Origin of the sequence: Paenibacillus maysiensis (assembly GCF_000520815.1) — a bacterium.
In the GTDB taxonomy this organism is placed as follows: domain Bacteria; phylum Bacillota; class Bacilli; order Paenibacillales; family Paenibacillaceae; genus Paenibacillus; species Paenibacillus maysiensis.
In genome coordinates this window covers 15305-33880 of sequence record NZ_ASRY01000007.1, presented here as the reverse complement: position 1 = coordinate 33880, position 18576 = coordinate 15305, and the positions used below count along the sequence as shown (strand labels likewise).

At 51.6% G+C, this 18576-nt stretch carries 18 protein-coding genes; 2 read left to right on the top strand and 16 right to left on the bottom strand.

Features of this window, described 5'->3' with window-relative positions; all coding sequences use genetic code 11:
• The 4 genes from L696_RS28055 to L696_RS0100565 form a co-directional block, all read right to left on the bottom strand.
• On the bottom strand, positions 1–1269 hold a 1269-nt coding region (locus tag L696_RS28055; RefSeq protein WP_162472140.1), incomplete at its 3' end, for a type I polyketide synthase.
• 21 nt (positions 1270–1290) lie between these two features.
• Complete coding sequence (gene fabD / locus L696_RS0100575; RefSeq protein WP_081750661.1) at positions 1291–4692, bottom strand: ACP S-malonyltransferase; 3402 nt, start codon at positions 4690–4692, stop codon at positions 1291–1293.
• 36 nt (positions 4693–4728) lie between these two features.
• Complete coding sequence (locus L696_RS0100570; RefSeq protein WP_025681908.1) at positions 4729–5409, bottom strand: MBL fold metallo-hydrolase; 681 nt, start codon at positions 5407–5409, stop codon at positions 4729–4731.
• A 91-nt stretch (positions 5410–5500) separates the two neighbouring features.
• On the bottom strand, positions 5501–6262 hold the full coding sequence (locus L696_RS0100565; protein WP_025681907.1) for a 4'-phosphopantetheinyl transferase family protein: 762 nt from the start codon (positions 6260–6262) through the stop codon (positions 5501–5503).
• A gap of 333 nt (positions 6263–6595) precedes the next feature.
• Between L696_RS0100565 and loaP the strand changes: the two genes are divergently transcribed.
• Positions 6596–7150 carry an antiterminator LoaP gene (gene loaP / locus L696_RS0100560; RefSeq protein ID WP_025681906.1) on the top strand — a complete coding sequence of 185 codons (555 nt, stop codon included), beginning with the start codon at positions 6596–6598 and terminating at the stop codon, positions 7148–7150.
• A 60-nt stretch (positions 7151–7210) separates the two neighbouring features.
• Here loaP and L696_RS30120 read toward each other — a convergent pair whose 3' ends face one another.
• The 9 genes from L696_RS30120 to L696_RS0100530 form a co-directional block, all read right to left on the bottom strand.
• Complete coding sequence (locus tag L696_RS30120; protein WP_155985278.1) at positions 7211–7360, bottom strand: hypothetical protein; 150 nt, start codon at positions 7358–7360, stop codon at positions 7211–7213.
• Between the two features lie 6 nt (positions 7361–7366).
• Positions 7367–7972 (bottom strand): Mu transposase C-terminal domain-containing protein, encoded by a 606-nt coding sequence (locus tag L696_RS32570; protein WP_162472139.1) that lies wholly within the window; start codon positions 7970–7972, stop codon positions 7367–7369.
• A 53-nt stretch (positions 7973–8025) separates the two neighbouring features.
• On the bottom strand, positions 8026–8826 hold the full coding sequence (locus L696_RS28045) for a DDE-type integrase/transposase/recombinase (protein ID WP_209440918.1): 801 nt from the start codon (positions 8824–8826) through the stop codon (positions 8026–8028).
• Complete coding sequence (locus L696_RS28040) at positions 8826–9440, bottom strand: hypothetical protein (protein ID WP_049827229.1); 615 nt, start codon at positions 9438–9440, stop codon at positions 8826–8828. Before L696_RS28040 ends, L696_RS28045 begins: the two co-directional genes overlap by 1 nt.
• Positions 9437–10033, bottom strand: coding sequence for a TnsA endonuclease N-terminal domain-containing protein (locus L696_RS31655; RefSeq protein ID WP_245233257.1), 597 nt, complete (start codon positions 10031–10033; stop codon positions 9437–9439). The genes L696_RS28040 and L696_RS31655 overlap by 4 nt, the downstream gene beginning before the upstream one ends.
• 14 nt (positions 10034–10047) lie before the next feature.
• Complete coding sequence (locus tag L696_RS31650) at positions 10048–10257, bottom strand: hypothetical protein (protein ID WP_245233256.1); 210 nt, start codon at positions 10255–10257, stop codon at positions 10048–10050.
• Positions 10258–10423: 166 nt separating this feature from the next.
• Positions 10424–10585 (bottom strand): hypothetical protein, encoded by a 162-nt coding sequence (locus tag L696_RS31095; RefSeq protein WP_162833900.1) that lies wholly within the window; start codon positions 10583–10585, stop codon positions 10424–10426.
• Positions 10586–10690: 105 nt separating this feature from the next.
• Positions 10691–11137 carry a D-aminoacyl-tRNA deacylase gene (gene dtd, locus L696_RS0100535; RefSeq protein WP_025681905.1) on the bottom strand — a complete coding sequence of 149 codons (447 nt, stop codon included), beginning with the start codon at positions 11135–11137 and terminating at the stop codon, positions 10691–10693.
• Positions 11138–11275: 138 nt separating this feature from the next.
• Positions 11276–13453, bottom strand: coding sequence for a RelA/SpoT family protein (locus L696_RS0100530; RefSeq protein ID WP_025681904.1), 2178 nt, complete (start codon positions 13451–13453; stop codon positions 11276–11278).
• A 269-nt stretch (positions 13454–13722) separates the two neighbouring features.
• Between L696_RS0100530 and uraA the strand changes: the two genes are divergently transcribed.
• Positions 13723–15033, top strand: a complete 1311-nt coding sequence (gene uraA, locus L696_RS0100525) for a uracil permease (protein ID WP_025681903.1) — start codon at positions 13723–13725, stop codon at positions 15031–15033.
• 257 nt (positions 15034–15290) lie between these two features.
• Here uraA and L696_RS30115 read toward each other — a convergent pair whose 3' ends face one another.
• The 3 genes from L696_RS30115 to recJ all read right to left on the bottom strand — a co-directional run bounded on the left by L696_RS30115 (position 15291) and on the right by recJ (position 18565).
• Positions 15291–15446: a hypothetical protein gene (locus L696_RS30115; protein WP_155985277.1), complete on the bottom strand. Its 156-nt coding sequence runs from the start codon at positions 15444–15446 to the stop codon at positions 15291–15293.
• A gap of 141 nt (positions 15447–15587) precedes the next feature.
• Entirely contained in the window at positions 15588–16100 is a 513-nt protein-coding gene (locus L696_RS0100515) for an adenine phosphoribosyltransferase (RefSeq protein ID WP_025681902.1), read from the bottom strand.
• A 68-nt stretch (positions 16101–16168) separates the two neighbouring features.
• Entirely contained in the window at positions 16169–18565 is a 2397-nt protein-coding gene (recJ, locus tag L696_RS0100510; protein WP_025681901.1) for a single-stranded-DNA-specific exonuclease RecJ, read from the bottom strand.
• Positions 18566–18576 lie beyond the last annotated feature (11 nt).

Sequence of the window (18576 nt, the reverse complement as noted above, 5' to 3'; positions counted from 1 at the left end):
GCTGCCCCCCGCCTGTCTCGGCAGCAGCTTGCCTTCGATGCGCCGCTTCTTCCACGCGGTCGGAGCCGTGACGAGGCCAAACGGCGACCCCTCAAACGAGATGTACGGATTGATCTCTGTAAAATTGAGCAGCTCCGGCAGCACGCCATGCTTCATCGCCAGCAGCACCTTGATGATCGAAGCCATCCCGGCCGCGCTCTCCAGATGGCCGATGTTCGTCTTGACCGAGCCGAGCAAGCAAGAGTTCTCGCGCGGCTGCAGGCCCCGCTCCTCATAGTACTGCCCGTATGCTTTCTTCAGCGCATTGATCTCGATCGGGTCGCCCAGCGGCGTGCCTGTGCCGTGCGCTTCGATGTAGGAGATGTTGCGCGGGTCCGCTTCGGAGCGCTGCAGCGCCGTGTAGACCACCTCAGACTGAGCGGTCACGTTGGGGGCCGTCAGGAAATTCGAGCGCCCACCATGATTAATCGCTGTCGCCTTGATCACGCCCAAGATGTTGTCACGGTCTTCCACCGCCTTGTCCAGCGGCTTGAGGAACAGGGCCGCCACGCCTTCACCGCGCACATAGCCGTTCGCCGACGCATCAAACGTTTTGCATTGCCCGTCCACCGACAGCATGCCGGACTTGGCATGGGAGATGTACATCCGCGGGCTGAGCAGCGCATTGACGCCCCCGACGATCGCCGCCTCGCATTCCCCTTCCCGAATATCGCGCACCGCGTTGTGCAGGGCGACCAGAGAACTGGAGCACGCGGTGTCCACGGCTTCGCTCGGCCCTCTGAAGTTGAAAAAATACGACACGCGGTTCGCGAGGATCGAGTGTACCGTTCCTGTGGAAACAAAGGCGCTGATGTTCTCCCCCATCAGCTCGGCATAGTCGTTTTTCGAAACGCCCGCATAGACGCCGATCTTCCGGCCCGACAGACTCTTCGGGCTGTAGCCAGCGTTTTCAATCACCTGCCAGACCGTTTCTAGGAACAGGCGGTGCTGCGGGTCGATAAAATTCGCCTCTTTGGGCGAGATGCCAAAAAACAGCGGGTCGAATCGATCGACCTCCTCGATGAATCCGCCCCACTTGCTGTTCGTCTTGTTCTCTTCCTTTTGCGGGTCGCCGTACACATCCTCCCACTTCCAGCGGTCTTGCGGAATGACAGAGATGCTGTTGAGGCCTGCATTGAGGTTGTTCCAGAATTCCTGCGTGTTCTTCGCCCCCGGAAAACGACCGGCGATTCCGACGATGGCAACTTCTCGCTTTGGCGTTTGAGTCATCCAGATCCGCTCCTTTTTTGCTTACAATCCGACCAGTTCAGAGATGCGCCGGTTCAGCAGGTCTGCCGTTTCGCGCATCAGTTTTTCGCCGATCACATCGACATGGCGCGCTCTCCAGCTTTCCAGCGGCGTGCCTTTCACCCAGCGGTTGAACGCCCCCAAGGCTGGGCCGCAATGTACCTGATAATCCACCATGTGCTCGGCGTCCCCGCTGAGCGCCATGCGCGACGAATAGCTAAAATACCATTTGAAGATCAGCGCCATCTTGTGCTTGGGATTGCGCTCCGCCTTCTCGATCTCCTGCGGGGCCACATAGGCTTGCACTTCGCGGTAGACCTCGTCGAAACTGCGCTTGAAGTAACGCTCTTGCAAAATGCGGCGGGTCTTCTCATCGATCTCCTCCAGCGAGTTGAACTGGCGGTAGAGATCGTACAGCTTGTTCGCACGGGCCGGGAAAAAGACGCCTTTTTTCAAAACCTGCACGCGAGCGCCGATCTCAAACATGTCGCCCGCCGGCGCATAGGCCGTGTCTTGCACGTTCATCTCCTGCAGCAGATCCTTCACCGACTCGGACGTCTGCGCTTCCACCGTGCATTGGTTGATCGAGCCGGTCACGAGATAATCCGCCCCGAGCACGAACGCCGCCACCGCCGCTTCCGGGGTTCCGATGCCGCCGGCCGCTCCGATGCGAATCTTCTTCTTGTATCCGTATTTGGCCATCATCTCATCGCGCAGGCGAACGATCGACGGAAGCAGCACGGAAGAGACCCCCTGATCGGTATGTCCGCCGGAATCGGCCTCGACGGTGATGTCATCCGCCATCGGAACTTCGCGGAGCAGATCTGCTTCCTCGCGCGTGATCCGCTGTTCCAGCAACAACTTGTCGACGATGCGCTCCGGTGCCGGGCTCAGAAACGCCTCGGCAACTTCCGGGCGCGAGACTTTGGCGAGGATGCGGTTTTCGACGATCACGCCGCCTTCTGCCGAGCGTTTCAACCCTTTCGCCCGGTAGCGGACCAATGCGGAGTTCACCGCCATGTAGGCGCTTGCCTCCACGTTCCGCACGCCGGTGCGCAGGAAGAGATCGACCGTCATCTCCTCCATCGATGGGTTGCCTTGGTTATGCAGCAGGTTCATGCCATACGCCTCACCGCGCGTCGACGCCTGCTGAATCGTGCGGATCGCCTGTTCGATCTGCTCCAGCTTCATGCCGCCGGTCCCGTAAAAACCCAGCATGCCCGCCTTGCCGACCTGAATGACCAGGCGCTCAGAAGCCACGCCGCGATACATCGAGCCCGTGACATAGGCGTACTTCAAGTTATAATCCTTCTTGAACTCCTCATCGCCCAGCGATTCTGCCGTGCTCGCCCTTCTCGACACACGCACGACCGGCTCGCTCACAGCTTCCCTCACCGGCACGACCTCCACCGGAGCCGCAGCAGGCGCCTCAACAGCGACTGCCACCTCCACCTCCGCGACCGACGCTTTCGTCACCTCAGGCACAGTCACAGACGCCGCCACAGCCACCAGCACCGCCTCTTCCGTCTCCTCCACGTCATCCGCTTCCGGCTCGATCACGAGCGGTTCCGCTTTGCGGCGGATCGTGGTGACGAGCTTGGTCAGGACATTGCCCGGCCCGACCTCTTCGATCTCGATCTCGCCAAGGCCCATCAGATAGCGCACGCTGTCCGTCCACTTGACCGGAGACACGATCTGCTGCACCAAATTGTCCTTCACCTGCCGTTGCTTGTACGGACGCGCATAAATGTTCGAGATGACCGGAATCTCCAGTTTTGAAAATTCAAACGATTCCAGATACGCTTCAAAACTCCGCTTGCTCTCCGCCATATACCGGGAATGGAAAGCCCCGCTCACATTGAGCGGAATGTACATGCGCACGCCCGCTTCCTCAAAAAACGGCTGCGCGCGCAGGATGTCCGTCTTCAAGCCCGCGATGACGATCTGGTCTGGCGAATTGTGGTTGGCGATGTCGATCCCGTCCAGCCCGTTCTCCATCAGCACCCGGTCGATCTGCTCCACCGTAAACCCGATCACCGCCGCCATGCCCCCACCGCTCGCAAGGCTCATCAGTTCGCCCCGCTTCTTGACCATCCGCAGACCGGTAGCAAAATCAAACGCCCCTGCCGCAAACAGCGCATTGTACTCACCCAAGCTGTGCCCGACCACATAATCCGGCTTGCATCCCGTCTCCTGCACCTTCTTGAGAAAACTCAGTGCGCTGACCACATACAGAGCCGGCTGCGTGTACTGCGTCTGGCCCAGCTGATTGTCCGGGTCCTCCAAGCACAGCCTTTTGATCGAATAGCCCAAGATCTCATCCGCTTGTGCCATCAGATCTGCAAACTCGTCAAACAGCGTACCTCCCATGCCTTTGTGCTGAGAACCTTGTCCAGGAAACACGTATGCTTTCATAGGTTGTCCTCCCTTTCTGATGGGCGATGAAATGAGTTGCTCCAGTTGCTCGCAAACCTTGTTGAAGTTCTTGAGATCCTGCTGATACGGCGTGAGGACCGCATAGCTTTGCGAGAGCGAATCCTGTTTAAAATTCCGCTTGGCCAGATTGGCCAGCGTTCCCGAAGGACCCAAGTCCACGTACAGGCAATCGTCTCCCTGCTCCAGCGCCTGCACCGCTTCGGCAAAGCGAATCGGCTGTCGCGCCACCTCCCAGAAATACTCGCTCCTCAGCGCTGTCTCCCGCCGCCCGGTCACCCCGGAATAAAATCGCACCCGAGGCTGGCGATACGAGAGCCCGCGCAGCCGCGCCACATAGGAAGCGGCAGCCGGATCAATCCATGAGGAATGGTACGCAAAGGAGACCGGCAGAATCTGATAGGCGATGCCTTTCTCCCGCAGCGCCTCCCCGATGCTCGGCAGCATCGCCGCCGGGCCGGCCACCACAAAATGCGCGTCCGAATTGATCGACACCATCTCCGTGTTCTGACGCAAGAGCGGCATCCTGTCATAGAGGCTCGGCTCCTGCAGAATCCCGATCATCCCGCCGGGGAGACAGGTAGCCTCAAACGCCTTGGCCTGCTCCACCACCAGCTCCAACGCGACCTCCACATCGAGCACACCTGCCACAGCCGCCGCCGCGAACTCGCCCATGCTGCTGCCAAGGACCGCATCTGGCTTGACCCCGCGGGCCATCAGCGCCTGCGCCAGCGCATATTCCACCATGAAGATCGCGGGGTGGGTCAGCAGCGTCCGTTCAAACGGCTCGTCTCGGCGCTTGTCCTCCGCATACAGACGCGCCAGCACCGACTCCCCGACGAGCGGCGTCACCATCTCGTCCAGCTTGTTCATCCACTTGCGAAACTCAGATACCTCCTCATAGAGCCCTCGACCCATCTGGTAAAACTGAGAACCCTGCCCGGAGAAAAGAAACACGACCGGCTTGCCCATCCATACCCCTCCTGAACGCGACTCGTCTGCCTTGATTTATTTAAAATTGAACAATTGCCCCTGATTCTTGCGCATCCGAAACCGGACAAAATGCTCTTTTTGCTCAATCTGAAAATAGATGTTGTGCTGCAGCACATCCCGAAACACCATGCCCGGCTCCTTGCCATAAGAATGACCCGGATACACCCGCACATGAGGGGGAGTGGACTTGCGAATCCTCTGAAAACTGTCATGCATCTGCTCCGGGGAACCTCCGGCCCCATCGCAGACGCCGCAGCCTTCAATAAACACCGTATCCCCCGTGATCAGATCGTCTGCGAGCCGAAAACAAGCCCCGCCGGCCGTGTGCCCTGGCGTCAGCATGCAGGTGATCGGCGTCTCTCCCAGCCAGATCGTCTCCCCCTCCTCAAACGGATGCAGATTCCGACATGCGAACCCGTAGGCATCGATCTCCTTGACCGACATGTACGCCCGCGCCGCCGGGTAGAGCTCCAACAGCGGCTCCACCTTGTTGACATGATCGTGATGCGAATGTGTCAGCAGGATGCAAGCCAACTCCGCCTCCAATGAGCGAAGCATCCCGTCGATCAACTCCAAGTCCCAAGCCGGGTCCACCACAGCCGCCTGCCGGGTGGCTTTGTCCACGAGTATGTACGCATAATTTTTCATGAACAAAAACTCAACCTTCAACGGGTGCAACTCATAGCTCCGCTTCATCCTCCCCCCCCTCTCTTCAAATCCTAAAAAGCAAGCACAAAAAAAATAGAGGAACGATCTCCTCTACTTTTTTGTGCTTGCTTTGGCTATTTTATATAACTTCTTCCACCTTGCACAACAGATCCTGCACGGCCTCCAAGTTCAAACGGCAGTCCTTGGGATAGGCGATCGCAAAGACGCGCTCCCCCACGACCCAGCCCGCAACTCGGAACTGCGGAAAATGAGAGTAAGCCGCCACCCAAGCCGTTCCCTGCTGTTCGAGCCCTGTGATCTCCAAAAACTCGAACGGCACCGCAAGGCCAGTTTTCAAGACTTTGGACAAGGCTTCCTTGGCCGACCAGTACAGCGTCATCAAGAGCGCCTCAGACCCCGGCTGCACACCGATCCGCTCGCGTTCCCGCTCCGTCATCTGAGCCGCCAGCACGACTTGCCGGGCCGGACGGATCTGCTCGACATCCAACCCCATCGGCAGCGCTTCCGGAAACACGAGCGCCGCCCCCAGCTCGTCGCAATGAGAGATGCTCACCTGCAGATTGAGAGCGGCAGGGTGTACGATCAGCGGCTGGTGAAGAATCCCCCGATCAATCCAGATCTGATCCAGACGTTCTTCCTGCACAGAGGCCGCCACCGCTCGCTTGGCCGCATAGCGTCCGGCCAGATAGCTGGTGATCCGCCGCTCAAACTGCAGCCCTTCATAAAACGCCAGCTCGTTCGGATGCAGAAACGGGATCGTGGCCTGATACTCCGCCGCCGATTGCGCACAGCAAACGCTCAACCAAGCGCTGTACGGCTCCTCTCCCCCTCGCACGTCAAGTCCCTGCACGAAGCTCTCCGGAGGACACACTTCACCCATGCCCCTTCCTCTCAATGCGATTCAATATGATACCCTAAGTTCCTTCAACGCGCCGAAACATCGATTAAATTAGCTTAGGGATTTTCTAAGACTCAATCAAATATTCGATCAATGAACTTACGAATTGAACAATATAACCCATTACACTAATACAGCTTAATACTACCCTCATTCAACTTTGTTCGTCAAGGATTACTTACCAGAGACCTATTTATTCTATCCCCACGTCTTGGTATGATATGGGCAATTAAGATATGGTATAATGTTGTAAAATATACTTTTTTTCGCTTGGATATTTGTTTAACAACATACACAAGTTAGGGGATGGTTATTTTGAATTGGTACGCACTATTCGTTGAAACTGGTCAAGAAGAGGTCGTGCAAAAGTTCCTGAACCTGTACTTTGATGAAACTTCCCTCCACTCTGTCGTACCGAAACGCAGAGTCCCCGAGAAGAAGGCAGGCGCTGTCAAGCACGTGCTGAAGAAAATGTTCCCCGGCTACGTGTTGATCAAGACCCGCATGACCGATGAAGTTTATCACACCTTGAAAAAAGTCCCCAAGTGCTACAAGCTGCTCAGCCAAGGCACGCTCTACTCCAAAGATGAAGGAACCTATTACTCCAATATTGACGAACGCGAGATGTCGCTGATCTTGCAGCTGATCGGAGACGGAGAGATCGTTGGCTATTCGGGCATCTACATAGAAAATTCACGTGTCTCCGTAACCTCCGGCCCGCTGCAGGGCATGGAAGGCATCATCACCAAAATAGACCGTCACAAAAAGCGGGCGAAGATCCACCTCAACTTCATGGGTGCCGAGAAGATCATCGACGTAGGCGTGGAGATCCTCTCCCCTTGCATCCCGCTGCTACAAAAGGACACATAAAAAAATACCAGTTCAGGTAAGGAACTGGGATGTTTGTTTTAAGCGCTGCTCAGACGAGAATTACCAGCAGATCATCGTGCTGAAGAAGCACGTTTGCGTATCGGCTTCCCGCTCACAGTTGCTATCGGCAGTAGGGCCAACGCCTTGGTAAGTGCCGGTGTTGATGCTGATGTCTTTCACTTGAACGTCGAGATCGAACAGATTTGCCATTTGTCATTACCTCCCCATGAGCTCGTGCGAATTGTTGTCACTACATTTGCGTGTAAATCGTGTCGCAATTGACCATCGAGCTCGAACATGTTTGCCATTTGAAATCACCTCCCCCCATGAGTTAGAGCGTTTGGTTCTCTTCATAGAGATTGTTTTGCACGCGATACATCTCGGCATAGCAGCCGTCTTCACGATATCTTCCACTTCAGAATAGAAGTTTACCTCTACCTGCAACTCGGGATATGTGGCAGCATGTCGCATCTTTCTCTCATGTGCAATGAGGTTCTGCACTTCGTTAAGCGTTTTATTCATATATCGCTCTTGGTGATCAAGCAGGTGGCACGGCTCAAATGCTCCAGTGCTCTCATCCCACAAATACACGATAGACACGTTGCGAGGATCGTAGGATATTGACACTTTCCAACTTCCCCGGTGTCTAGCCTCAGGGAACCACCCTTCTTTAAGAGCCCGATCTGATCCATACAGCATCTGCATGAATTTGATACCTTTATGAGTAACTGTCGCGGACTCTTGTGGTAAGAGGTGGAGTGGAGTCGAATCAACTCCTCCGGGAAGATTCGTAATTTTCCTGAACGGTTCTCGATCCCTCAATTCCAAAGTTGTAGTGGAATTGGCTCTATGCCATCTCGTATCATATCTTCATCTCAGGTGTAGGACTCCAAGTAGTGGGACGTGTTGTACTTGAGAATCTGCTTGATCATGATCTGCGTGAACTGCTCCAATGTCAGTTTTGCGTCCAAACGATAATCGCGGGCCCCACGTTCCTGAAAATCCTTGTCTACATAGCCCGGCAAAAATGGCTTTACTTTCTTTTGCACAATATCGAACTGTTTCTCCACGACCCCTTTCCAATCGGCGCGATAAGAAGCACCATTCTCTACATGCAGGTTAAATGCGTTGATCAATCGTTCGACATTGTAGCCTTCTAATTCTCCACGGTCAGCTAGCAGGACTTCAGGAAGGTGTTCGCACGGCCACACAGTTTTAGGGATCTCTATCCCATGATGAGCGCAATAAACGGTTTTGTCAGATGCTGCGTTTGACAGTGCCATCATGGCTCCCATCCAGGATGGACCTTCTAAACCAACATACATGCCAACGATCATTCTGCTGTAAACATCGATCACCAGATAGAGGACAGGTCGCCCAATGATCCAATCAGGATTGTATCGGGAAATCAAATACACATCCGCAACGGTCGCATCGATTTGGAACCGTGAACCGGGTCCGACCGCTTCAAAGGTTGAAGACCCCAGCACAGCTCGGTGATCCTTCTCAAACTTTCGGCATCCAATACGTGCGACCATGGTTGTCTCAACACCATGTTCCTTCTGGTACCAATACCGAAACTGCGTCATTGTAGGCAACTTGCTCTGATCTGCAATGACAATTCGTTCCCGTTTGTTTTCAAAGTAGACGCCTTCTGAGTAGAACTCCTTGATCATCATCTTGTAGGCTTCTCGGAGATTGTTTTTCTTCGTGGTAAGGAAATACTTTTCGATGGCGGTACGGAAGAGTTTTTTTGTGGCTTCATCGATATTAATTCCTTCCGTCCCATAGATCGGGGGGCGGCCACGTTTTGCAGAACCAACACTTTTTCCCTTCCCCTTGCCACCAGACTTATGATAATCGGGCAATAAAGCATTGGGTTTTTTTCCCCTTTGCCAATACTTTTCAGGTACTTGTAAATCGTTCTATGGGTGACTTTATGGAGTTCCATTGCTTTTTGAACAAGAGGGCCTCGCTTGTCTTTGCCATAAATGTCTGGCTCTTGCTCCACCAATGGTCCGATGATCCTCCAAGCACTGTCTCGACGCTCTTTATGTGAGTCCGGAATCTCTCGAATACTAATCGCCAAATATGGATCGTCCTTGGACTTCGCCATCCCTCCCGTGACGATCTCATCAATAAGGTACTGCACCTTTCTCTCAGTAGGCACATCCTTTTCGTCCTCTATGTTGATTACAAAACAATACTCGTGCTCGGAATCAACCCATAGCACTCGATAGACTTGTTCGGTGTGGAGGTCTTGTAACAATTCGTTGACGGATATGATCATGTGACTCTCCTCAGTTGTGATTTTGCTGGTGTATTCATGGTGAGATCTGCGATCTTGATACTCTTGGAGAACTTGGCTGACATATCAAACTGAACCTTTTTCGAGGCCGCGAGATGCTTAAACGCAGTAAAGGCTTCCCCTCTCTCCAAACCACTGTATAGTTCGAAGTCACTAAGAGCTTCCGTAAGGGTTCTATAATTGGTAGTTGTTAGGTATTCGAGCAGCTCATAAGCAACCAGTTTCGTGTTTTCGTCTGTGTGGACAAAGGTATGAAAGAACGCAATATTGCGACATACGTTTGAAGGAAGATCCTGATCGGTTACAATTCCCCAATCTACGTTCCGTTGCACCCAATACTCTCGCTCTATTTCGAATTTTTCAATTGTACGTGGAGTATTTAGATGGTCCGATGGTTTCACGGTTCTCGCAAAATGCAGAACCTGAGCGTCTCGACGGATCGTAATCATGAAGTCGGTCGTCATGACAATAGGAGTCTGTGTGGAACTATCCAGCGGATGCCGAATCTGTTTCTGGTCAGCGATTTGCAACGTCAACTCTCGGTTCAAAGGAAACTGCTCACGTACATCGATCACTTCGTCCGCCCACTCTAAGAGGTAAAAGTAGTCACGTTCCAGATCCGATAGAAGATGGTGAATTCGATCAGTCTTGCTCCCCTTGATCGATGTGAGCGACCAGAAGAGGGTACGTCTTGAATGCTGAGCCAAGGCTTGTAGTGCTTGCCTTCACCTTGCCCTTTGCCTTCTTTGAGATATTTTGCGATCTTGTCTTCAGTCCAGCCTGTTGCCCGCTTTGACATACGACACCTCCGAAACAGAAAAAGAGACTACGACACCCGTAGAACGGATGTTCGTAGCCTCATGATACATCTTTTTTTATTCACGATAAAACTTTATTATTCATGATACATCTTTTTTATTACGCAACACACGCGAAAAAGAAAAAGAAGCCTTTCGGCTCCTTCCCTACCTGCGCGGCAAAGCACCACGACCCGGCTTGTCCATAGCTACTGCGACATGCTGTAATAACGTGTCACTCTCACGAGTGAGGCTGGTTGACTCCTGAATACTACCGGGAAAAAGAAGTGCAGCGGTTCGATAACCGTCCACTTTTGGGGTTTGACGCATGGCTTCGTCTCTCCTGTCACCCTTAAGGCTACCCGCCTGGCTAAACACCAGCGGAGATGACCTTATCGTACCCCTGAACGGTCATTTTATGCTACTTAGCTTCACCTACGACCGTTCGCTATCCAGAATCAGCGTCACCGGTCCCCAGTTCGTCAATGACACATCCATCATAGCCCCGAAAATCCCCGTCTCGACCTCCAGGCCCTTTGCTCGCAGCTGACTGTTGAAAAAATCGTACAGCTTCTCTGCTTCCTCAGGCTTAGCAGCGCCCATGAAATTCGGTCTTCTACCCTTGCGGCAGTCACCATACAGCGTAAACTGAGAGACGGACAATATGGCCCCGCCGACATCCAGCACACTTTCGTTCATTTTACCTTCAGCATCCTCAAAAATACGTAATCCCGCTGTTTTGTCCGCCAAATAAACGGAATCAGCCGCCGTATCTCCCTGACCAATACCGACCAGCAGCATTAATCCGGCTCCGATCTTGCCGACCACCTTCTGATTAACCGTTACCTGAGCGTCTTTACAGCGTTGAATAATAATCTTCATCGCCTGTCCGCTGTCTCCTTTATCCTTGCCCTGTAAAAGCCACCTACGGGCGGGTCACGTCTCTTTTAGCGACATAACGGGTCTTTATACCCAAACTGCGTTACAAAGGCTGTAAACCTATTTTCACGTCCACAAGGGTTATTGCATAATCCGGTGAACGGTGTACACATCTTTCACCCGTTTAATCCGCTCTACAACAGAATGTAAATGATCCGTATTGCGAATGAGTATCGTAATGTGGATCATCGCCATTTTATTTTTGTCCGTACGGCCTGTAACGGCTGAGAAGCTGGTTTTATTTTCGGAAATAGCCTGTAGTACCTCGTTCAACAAGCCGTTACGATCATGACCCGTAATCTCAATATCGACGCTGTAATTTACTTCTGCGGCTTCTTCCCACTCAACCTCAATCACACGCGCCTGATCTTCGCCCGTACCCGAAGGGATATTAGGACAATCCGTGCGGTGAACAGATACCCCGCGTCCACGTGTTACATAACCGATGATGTCGTCTCCCGGCACGGGATTACAACATCGTGCAAAACGTACGAGCAAATTGTCGACGCCTCTGACGCTGACACCATTGGTCGGTGTTTTTTTCCGTTCGCCCTGCGGTTTATATTCCTTGACCTCAGACGTCAACTCAATCAGTCGCGCCTCTTCTTGCTCCCGGCGCAGCTTTTCTGTCAGACGTGTGCAGATCTGCGCTGCTGTAATCCCACCAAAACCGATCGCAGACAGCATATCCTCAATATCGTTAAAAGAAAACTTCTGCGCAACTTCCTGAAGCTTGTCGTCGCTCAACCATACCGAAGGCTCTATATCGCGTTTTCTCAGCTCGCGTTCCAGATTCTCACGGCCTTTTTCGACATTTTCCTCACGCTTTTCCTTCTTAAACCATTGCTTGATTTTACTGCGTGCGTGAGAGGACTGAGCAATTTTGAGCCAGTCCTGACTAGGTCCATAAGAATGCTTGGACGTCATAATTTCGACGATATCGCCAGTTTTAAGCCGGTAGTCCAGCGGCACAATTCTTCCGTTTACCTTGGAGCCAATTGTGCGGTTCCCGACTTCCGTATGGATACGGAAAGCAAAGTCCAGCGGAACCGATCCGGCTGGCAGCTCAATAACCTCACCTTTTGGTGTAAATACAAAAACAAGGTCAGAGAAAAAGTCCATTTTGAGCGATTCCACAAATTCCGACGCGTCCTTCGCCTCATTTTGCAGCTCCAGAATTTCGCGAAAAAAGGTGATTTTATCCTCAAAATTGGTATTATTCGACCCGTTGCCTTCTTTGTAGGCCCAGTGAGCCGCGATCCCGAATTCAGCAGTACGGTGCATATCCACCGTGCGAATCTGTACCTCGGTTGGTTCGCCGTTCGGACCTACTACTGTCGTATGAAGGGACTGGTACATGTTGGCCTTAGGCATGGCGATATAGTCTTTAAACCGTCCCGGCATCGGCTTCCACAATGTATGGATAATGCCCAGTGTGGCATAGCAGTCCTTAATGTTATCCACAATGATCCGAATCGCCAGCAAATCATATATTTCATTGAATTGCTTGTTTTTCGTCGTCATTTTTTTAAACACACTGTAAATATGCTTGGGACGCCCGGATAGATCGGCCTGAATGCCCATCTCTACCAGCTTCTCAGCGATGCGTTCTATAACGTTATCAATAAACTGCTCCCGCTCTGCCCGCTTCTTGTGCATCAAATTGGCGATGCGATAATATTGCTGAGGATTCAGATAGCGCAGAGCAATATCTTCCATTTCCCATTTAATCGCGGAAATACCTAGTCTGTTCGCGATCGGACAGAAAATTTCCAGCGTTTCATAAGCGATCCGGCGCTGGCTTTCCTCGGACTGGTATTTCAAGGTGCGCATGTTATGCAGACGATCCGCCAACTTGATGACAATGACGCGAATGTCCTGTGCCATGGCAATAAACATTTTTCGATAATTTTCGTTCTGTTGTTCTTCCTTGGAACGGAACTGGATACGCTCCAGCTTCGTCAGACCATCGACAAGCATCGCACATGTATCGCCAAAATGCTCACGAATCTGCGCCAAAGACACCGTTGTATCCTCCACAACGTCATGTAAAAGAGCGGCGATAATGGAGATGGTATCCATCTGCATATTAACGACGATATCAGCAACCGCAAGCGGATGCAGAATATAAGGTTCACCGGACTTGCGAGTCTGGCCGGAATGGGCCTGCTCAGCAAAATCGTAGGCTTCCCTGATGCGGATAAGATCTGCTTCTCTGGTATAGGCCCCAGCCTTTTTAAGTAATTGCTCTATCCCCATTCTGCTCTATTCCGTGTCCTTTCTATGCAAAATGGAACCCGCCGATCAATGTCGCGCAAAGGTTCCCTTTTAAAAGTGATTTCCTACAATTATGACGGTTACCACGTCACACGTCAACTGTTACAGGTTTGGCATTGTCGTGTCATTCCGACACATATAGGTCAATGAAATCAGGATTGTTGACGAAATGAAACGAATTATATTGAAAAAAATACGAAAAGTAATTAATGTATATAAGAATAATTGAAAGAACTAAGGAGTGAACTGCGTTGCAACGCGAAATTCAAGTTAATGAAAAGCTTCCGGCAGGACCCGGGTTCCTGCTCAGCGTACAGCATTTGTTTGCCATGTTTGGCAGTACCGTGCTGGTACCGAATATCTTTGGTGTCGATCCCGGCATGATTTTGCTAATGAACGGAATTGGCACATTGCTGTACATCTGGATCTGCCGTGGCAAAATTCCCGCCTATCTCGGCTCCAGCTTCGCTTTTATCGCTCCAGTTAGTCTCGTGCTTAAAAATAACCCTGGTGGCAATGGCTATGCCATGGCCCTCGGCGCTTTCATTGTTACAGGTATTATTTTCTGCCTCGTTGCGCTGGTGATCAAATATGCCGGAACTCGGTGGCTGGACGTTGTATTCCCACCGGCTGTCATGGGCTCCATCGTGGCCCTGATTGGTCTGGAGCTGGTTCCCGTTGCAGCTGGCATGGCAGGCATTATCAATGCCGATCCAACCAGAGCCTGGACCTCGGATCCCAAAACCATTACCCTTTCCCTTGTTACACTCGGTGTCACTGTTCTGGGAGCCGTACTGTTTCGCGGTTTTGCCAAAATCATTCATATTCTGATCGGTATCGTGGTGGGTTATGTGCTCGCTTATTTTATGGGCATGGTAAATACGCAAGCAATTGCGGACGCTCCTTTTTTCGGACACCCTGCAATTACTACTCCAGTATTTAACACCTCAGCTATGCTGACGATTCTTCCAGTCGCTCTGGTGGTTATCGTGGAGCATATCGGGCATTTGCTTGTGACCAGCAACATTGTCGGACGCGAGCTGTCCAAAGATCCCGGCCTGCATCGTTCGCTGCTGGGTAACGGTATCTCCACTATCTTTTCCGGCTTTGTCGGCTCGACGCCCAATACAACCTATGGTGAAAATATCGGAGTCATGGCTTTAACGAAAGTGTACTCTGTATGGGTCATTGGCGGAGCGGCTGTCATTGCCATCCTGCTGTCCTTCTCAGGCACCTTCTCGGCGATTGTTTCCAATATACCGGCTCCGGTCATGGGTGGAGTATCCTTGCTGCTGTTCGGTGTCATTGCGGCCTCCGGTCTAAGAATCTTTGTGGAGCAAAAAGTTGATTTTGCCAAGCCGACTAACATGCTGCTTGCTACGGTCGTACTTGTTGTTGGAATCAGCGGTGCTACACTCACTTGGGGTGCTGTCACCCTGAAAGGTATGGCACTGGCTACGATTATTGGCATTATCCTTAGCCTGTTCTTCAAGCTGATTGAAGTTCTTGGCTGGTCCAATGATAAAACTCAGGAACCCTTGACAGAAAAAATACCGGATTGATGCCTGTCTCATTATATTAAAAATCGCCGACTCCATGTGCTGCGAATGAACACAATCTGCCAAACGGCAAAACGTGTTGACCACAGCATATGGAGAGCGGCGATTTTTTTATCATACTGCCTGTATTTTCAAACAATATCACACACGAAAACGGGATACCACCTGCTTGAGCATATCAGAAACGCCTGTAAGCGACTTGGCTGAGCTATCCAGACCTTCCAACACTTTCAGTTGCCGCTCGGACCGTTCCCATCTCTCTACACATAATTGGATCGATATGTTGCATCAGGCTCATACGCATCCTTGGCGAAAAAAACACCCAGACCATAGGTCATATTATTCAATGCCAGCTCTTGTTCATACAAATGACCCATTTTTTCATAACGATTTTCGTAAATGAATTGAAAGTTCATGTGAGTTACATCTCCAACCAAAAACATACCTAAATAAAAATAGCCCGATGGAGCAACTCTTTAAGAAAAGAGAAGTTCCATCGAGCTATTTAGGTTATTCATGCTCAAATATTTCCCGGGAAACTCCCCGGCTTTAGACGCTTAGTACGTAATCAGCGTAAACACATCTACGTCAGGCAATTTCGCCCGTCCATTTAGATCAGACAGCTCTATAAGAAAAGCAGCCCCTACCACATTTCCACCAAGCTGACGTACCAAATTCACTGATGTAGCAATGGTTCCGCCTGTAGCAAGCAAATCATCCGCAATCAAAACCTTTTGTCCCGGCTCAATTGCATCTTTATGCATAGCCAGCATGTCCTTGCCGTATTCCAAACCGTATGCTTCCTCGATAGTCTCACCAGGCAGCTTGCCGCTTTTACGGATGGGAATAAAACCAACACCAAGTGCATAAGCCAGAGGCGCACCTACAACGAATCCACGTGCTTCGGGACCTGCAATCAGATCAATTTTCAAATCCGATACCAGTTCCTTCATATCATTGATTGCCTTGCGGTACAGTTCTCCATTTTTCATCAGGGTCGTAATGTCCTTAAAACTAATCCCTGGTTGTGGAAAATCGGGAATCACCCGAATATATTCTTTGTAGTCCAACTTAGTTCCTCCTACTGTAACTTCTAATTAGTATATCCATCCTACATCATCAGCTTTGAGGCTATGCCTCAAGACGCGCCCTTCATAAGCGACATAATCCAGCTTGTCATCTGGGTTGTATCCGCATCCAGCAAATAACGTTCCATTTCAGCCATATCATGCAATTCCTGATAACGTGGAGAAGCTGTTAAATCCCGCTTGGGCGGATTGGACACAAAACAGAATCGCTCTTCTGTACGCGTTATAAACTCAAGCTCCTCGAAAATGTCCAGTACTTTAGATAGCATCCGCACTGAGCAAGAGCATTGGCGGCTAAGAGTGGGCAGCATCGCTTTTTCATCCACAAGCTTCGTCCCCATTTGGGAAAGCACAACGTAAATACGCTTGAACAGCTCCCTGTCCGGGCTGACGAGCCGACCGCCTCGTTCACTGACCGAATGAAGGAGAAACACATTCTCTACATCTTCAAACGTAGACCACAATGCCTGCAACTGCTCCGGTGTAGCCGGTGGCTCCAACACGAACAGTGACTTTACAGAGTGTTGCGCATCCCTTCGGCCATCACCGGGAGTAACGCCGCCCTCCTTATCATATACCCATATGGATCCGGCGTTCACTGGACGAGACGGACGAAGCCTGGACGACGGATGCATCACAACCGCAACGTCATTTTTTCGTTCTTCTATACGAGGATGAAAGATCTTAAGCCCCCGCTCCAGCTCGGCAAAAGGGTCCGATACTCCCCGATAATCAAAAATTTGCGGAGCCTGTACACGGATATCCTGCATCATCAGCTGGAGGGAGCGTTTACCGTTCCATTCATTAATAGACAGCTCCCCCAGCAGATCAAGCTCGGTTTGCTGCTGCAAAAAATCAGCCAGATCGCCACGTCGGAAGGCAATCGCATCCAGCGATAATCCGTTCTGTTCCAATAGCAACTTCACATGATTCTTCTCACGCCCCATTTTACGGGCCTCACGCAATTGAAGACCCTGTAACACGAAACGTGGAGAAGGGTTCCCCATACCAAAGGGTTGAAGTAACTCCAGTTCTTCAACCACCTGTACAGATACCTCGTCCAGACGACAAACCATATCTGCCTCGGCTACAGGAACGAGATTGTCTGGCGTCAGAATGGAAGCAGCATAGCGATTTAACCGTTCCTCAAACGATGCCAGATTGTCGCGAGACAGCGTCATACCCGCAGCCGAAGGATGACCGCCAAAGTGCTCCATGAGATCATGACTGTCTGTCAGAGCACTGTAAATGTCCAAGGCTGGAATAGAACGGGCCGACCCTTTGCACATACCTGTTTCTGCATCTATGCCAAGAATAATGGTTGGACGATAATAGCGATCCAGCAGCTTGGATGCCACAATCCCCACGACACCCACGTTCCAGCCTTCACCAGCCAATACGATTACAGACGGCAGCGTGCCTCCATTCAGCTTGGCTGCCAACTGCTGCTCGGCTTGCTCCACAATACGCTCAACTACTTGCTGACGCTCCCGATTGAGCAAATCCAGCGCATGCGCGAGCTGATCTGCTTCTTCCTCCTGCTCTGTCGTCAAAAGGGAGACCGCCCGCCCGGCATGATCCAGGCGTCCGCTGGCATTAATCCGCGGAGCCAAGGCAAATGCGATGTTGACAGAGGTCACTGTAGACATATCCACGCCCGCTACACCAAGCAATGCCCGGATACCCGGAAACGCAGAGCTTCTCATAGACTGAATCCCTCTACGTACCATCGTCCGGTTCTCACCATGTAACGGCATTAGATCGGCTACCGTACCAATAGCAGCAATTTCAAACCATTCCTCGGGAACTTCACCCAGCAGCGCCTGTGCCAGCTTTAGAGCCACACCAACACCAGCAAGGCCCTTAAATGGGTAGGGGCAGCCGGGCAGCTTCGGATTGATCAGTGTATACGCTTCAGGCAGCACAGCGGGAGGCTCGTGATGGTCAGTTACAATAACATCTATGCCCAGGGTTGCCGCATAAGCGATTTGCTCTACTGCACTAATTCCCGTATCCACCGTAATGACCAGCGTAACCCCTTGCTGATTAGCCCAATCAAGGGCATGATTGTGCAGTCCATATCCCTCATTGGATCGGTGCGGAATATAAATATCATACGAAGCTTTCAGGAAGCGCATAAGCTGAATCATCAATGACGTACTGGATACCCCGTCCGCATCATAATCACCATAAATTAATATGTGTTCGCCACGCTCCAGCGCCTGACGGATTCTCGGCACTGCCTCTTTCATGCCCAGGAGCAGAAAAGGGTCGTGTATGTCGTCTGCACTTCCGTACAAAAAGCGGTTTGCTTCCCCGGCCGTAGTGACACCCCGATTCACTAAAAGCCGGGACAACAATGGTGAAATCCCCAACTCTTCCGTCAACGGCTGAGCCGCTTCCATGTTAACCTCTGGGGTCTTCCATCGGTACTGCGAATGAAGCAATCCTATTCACC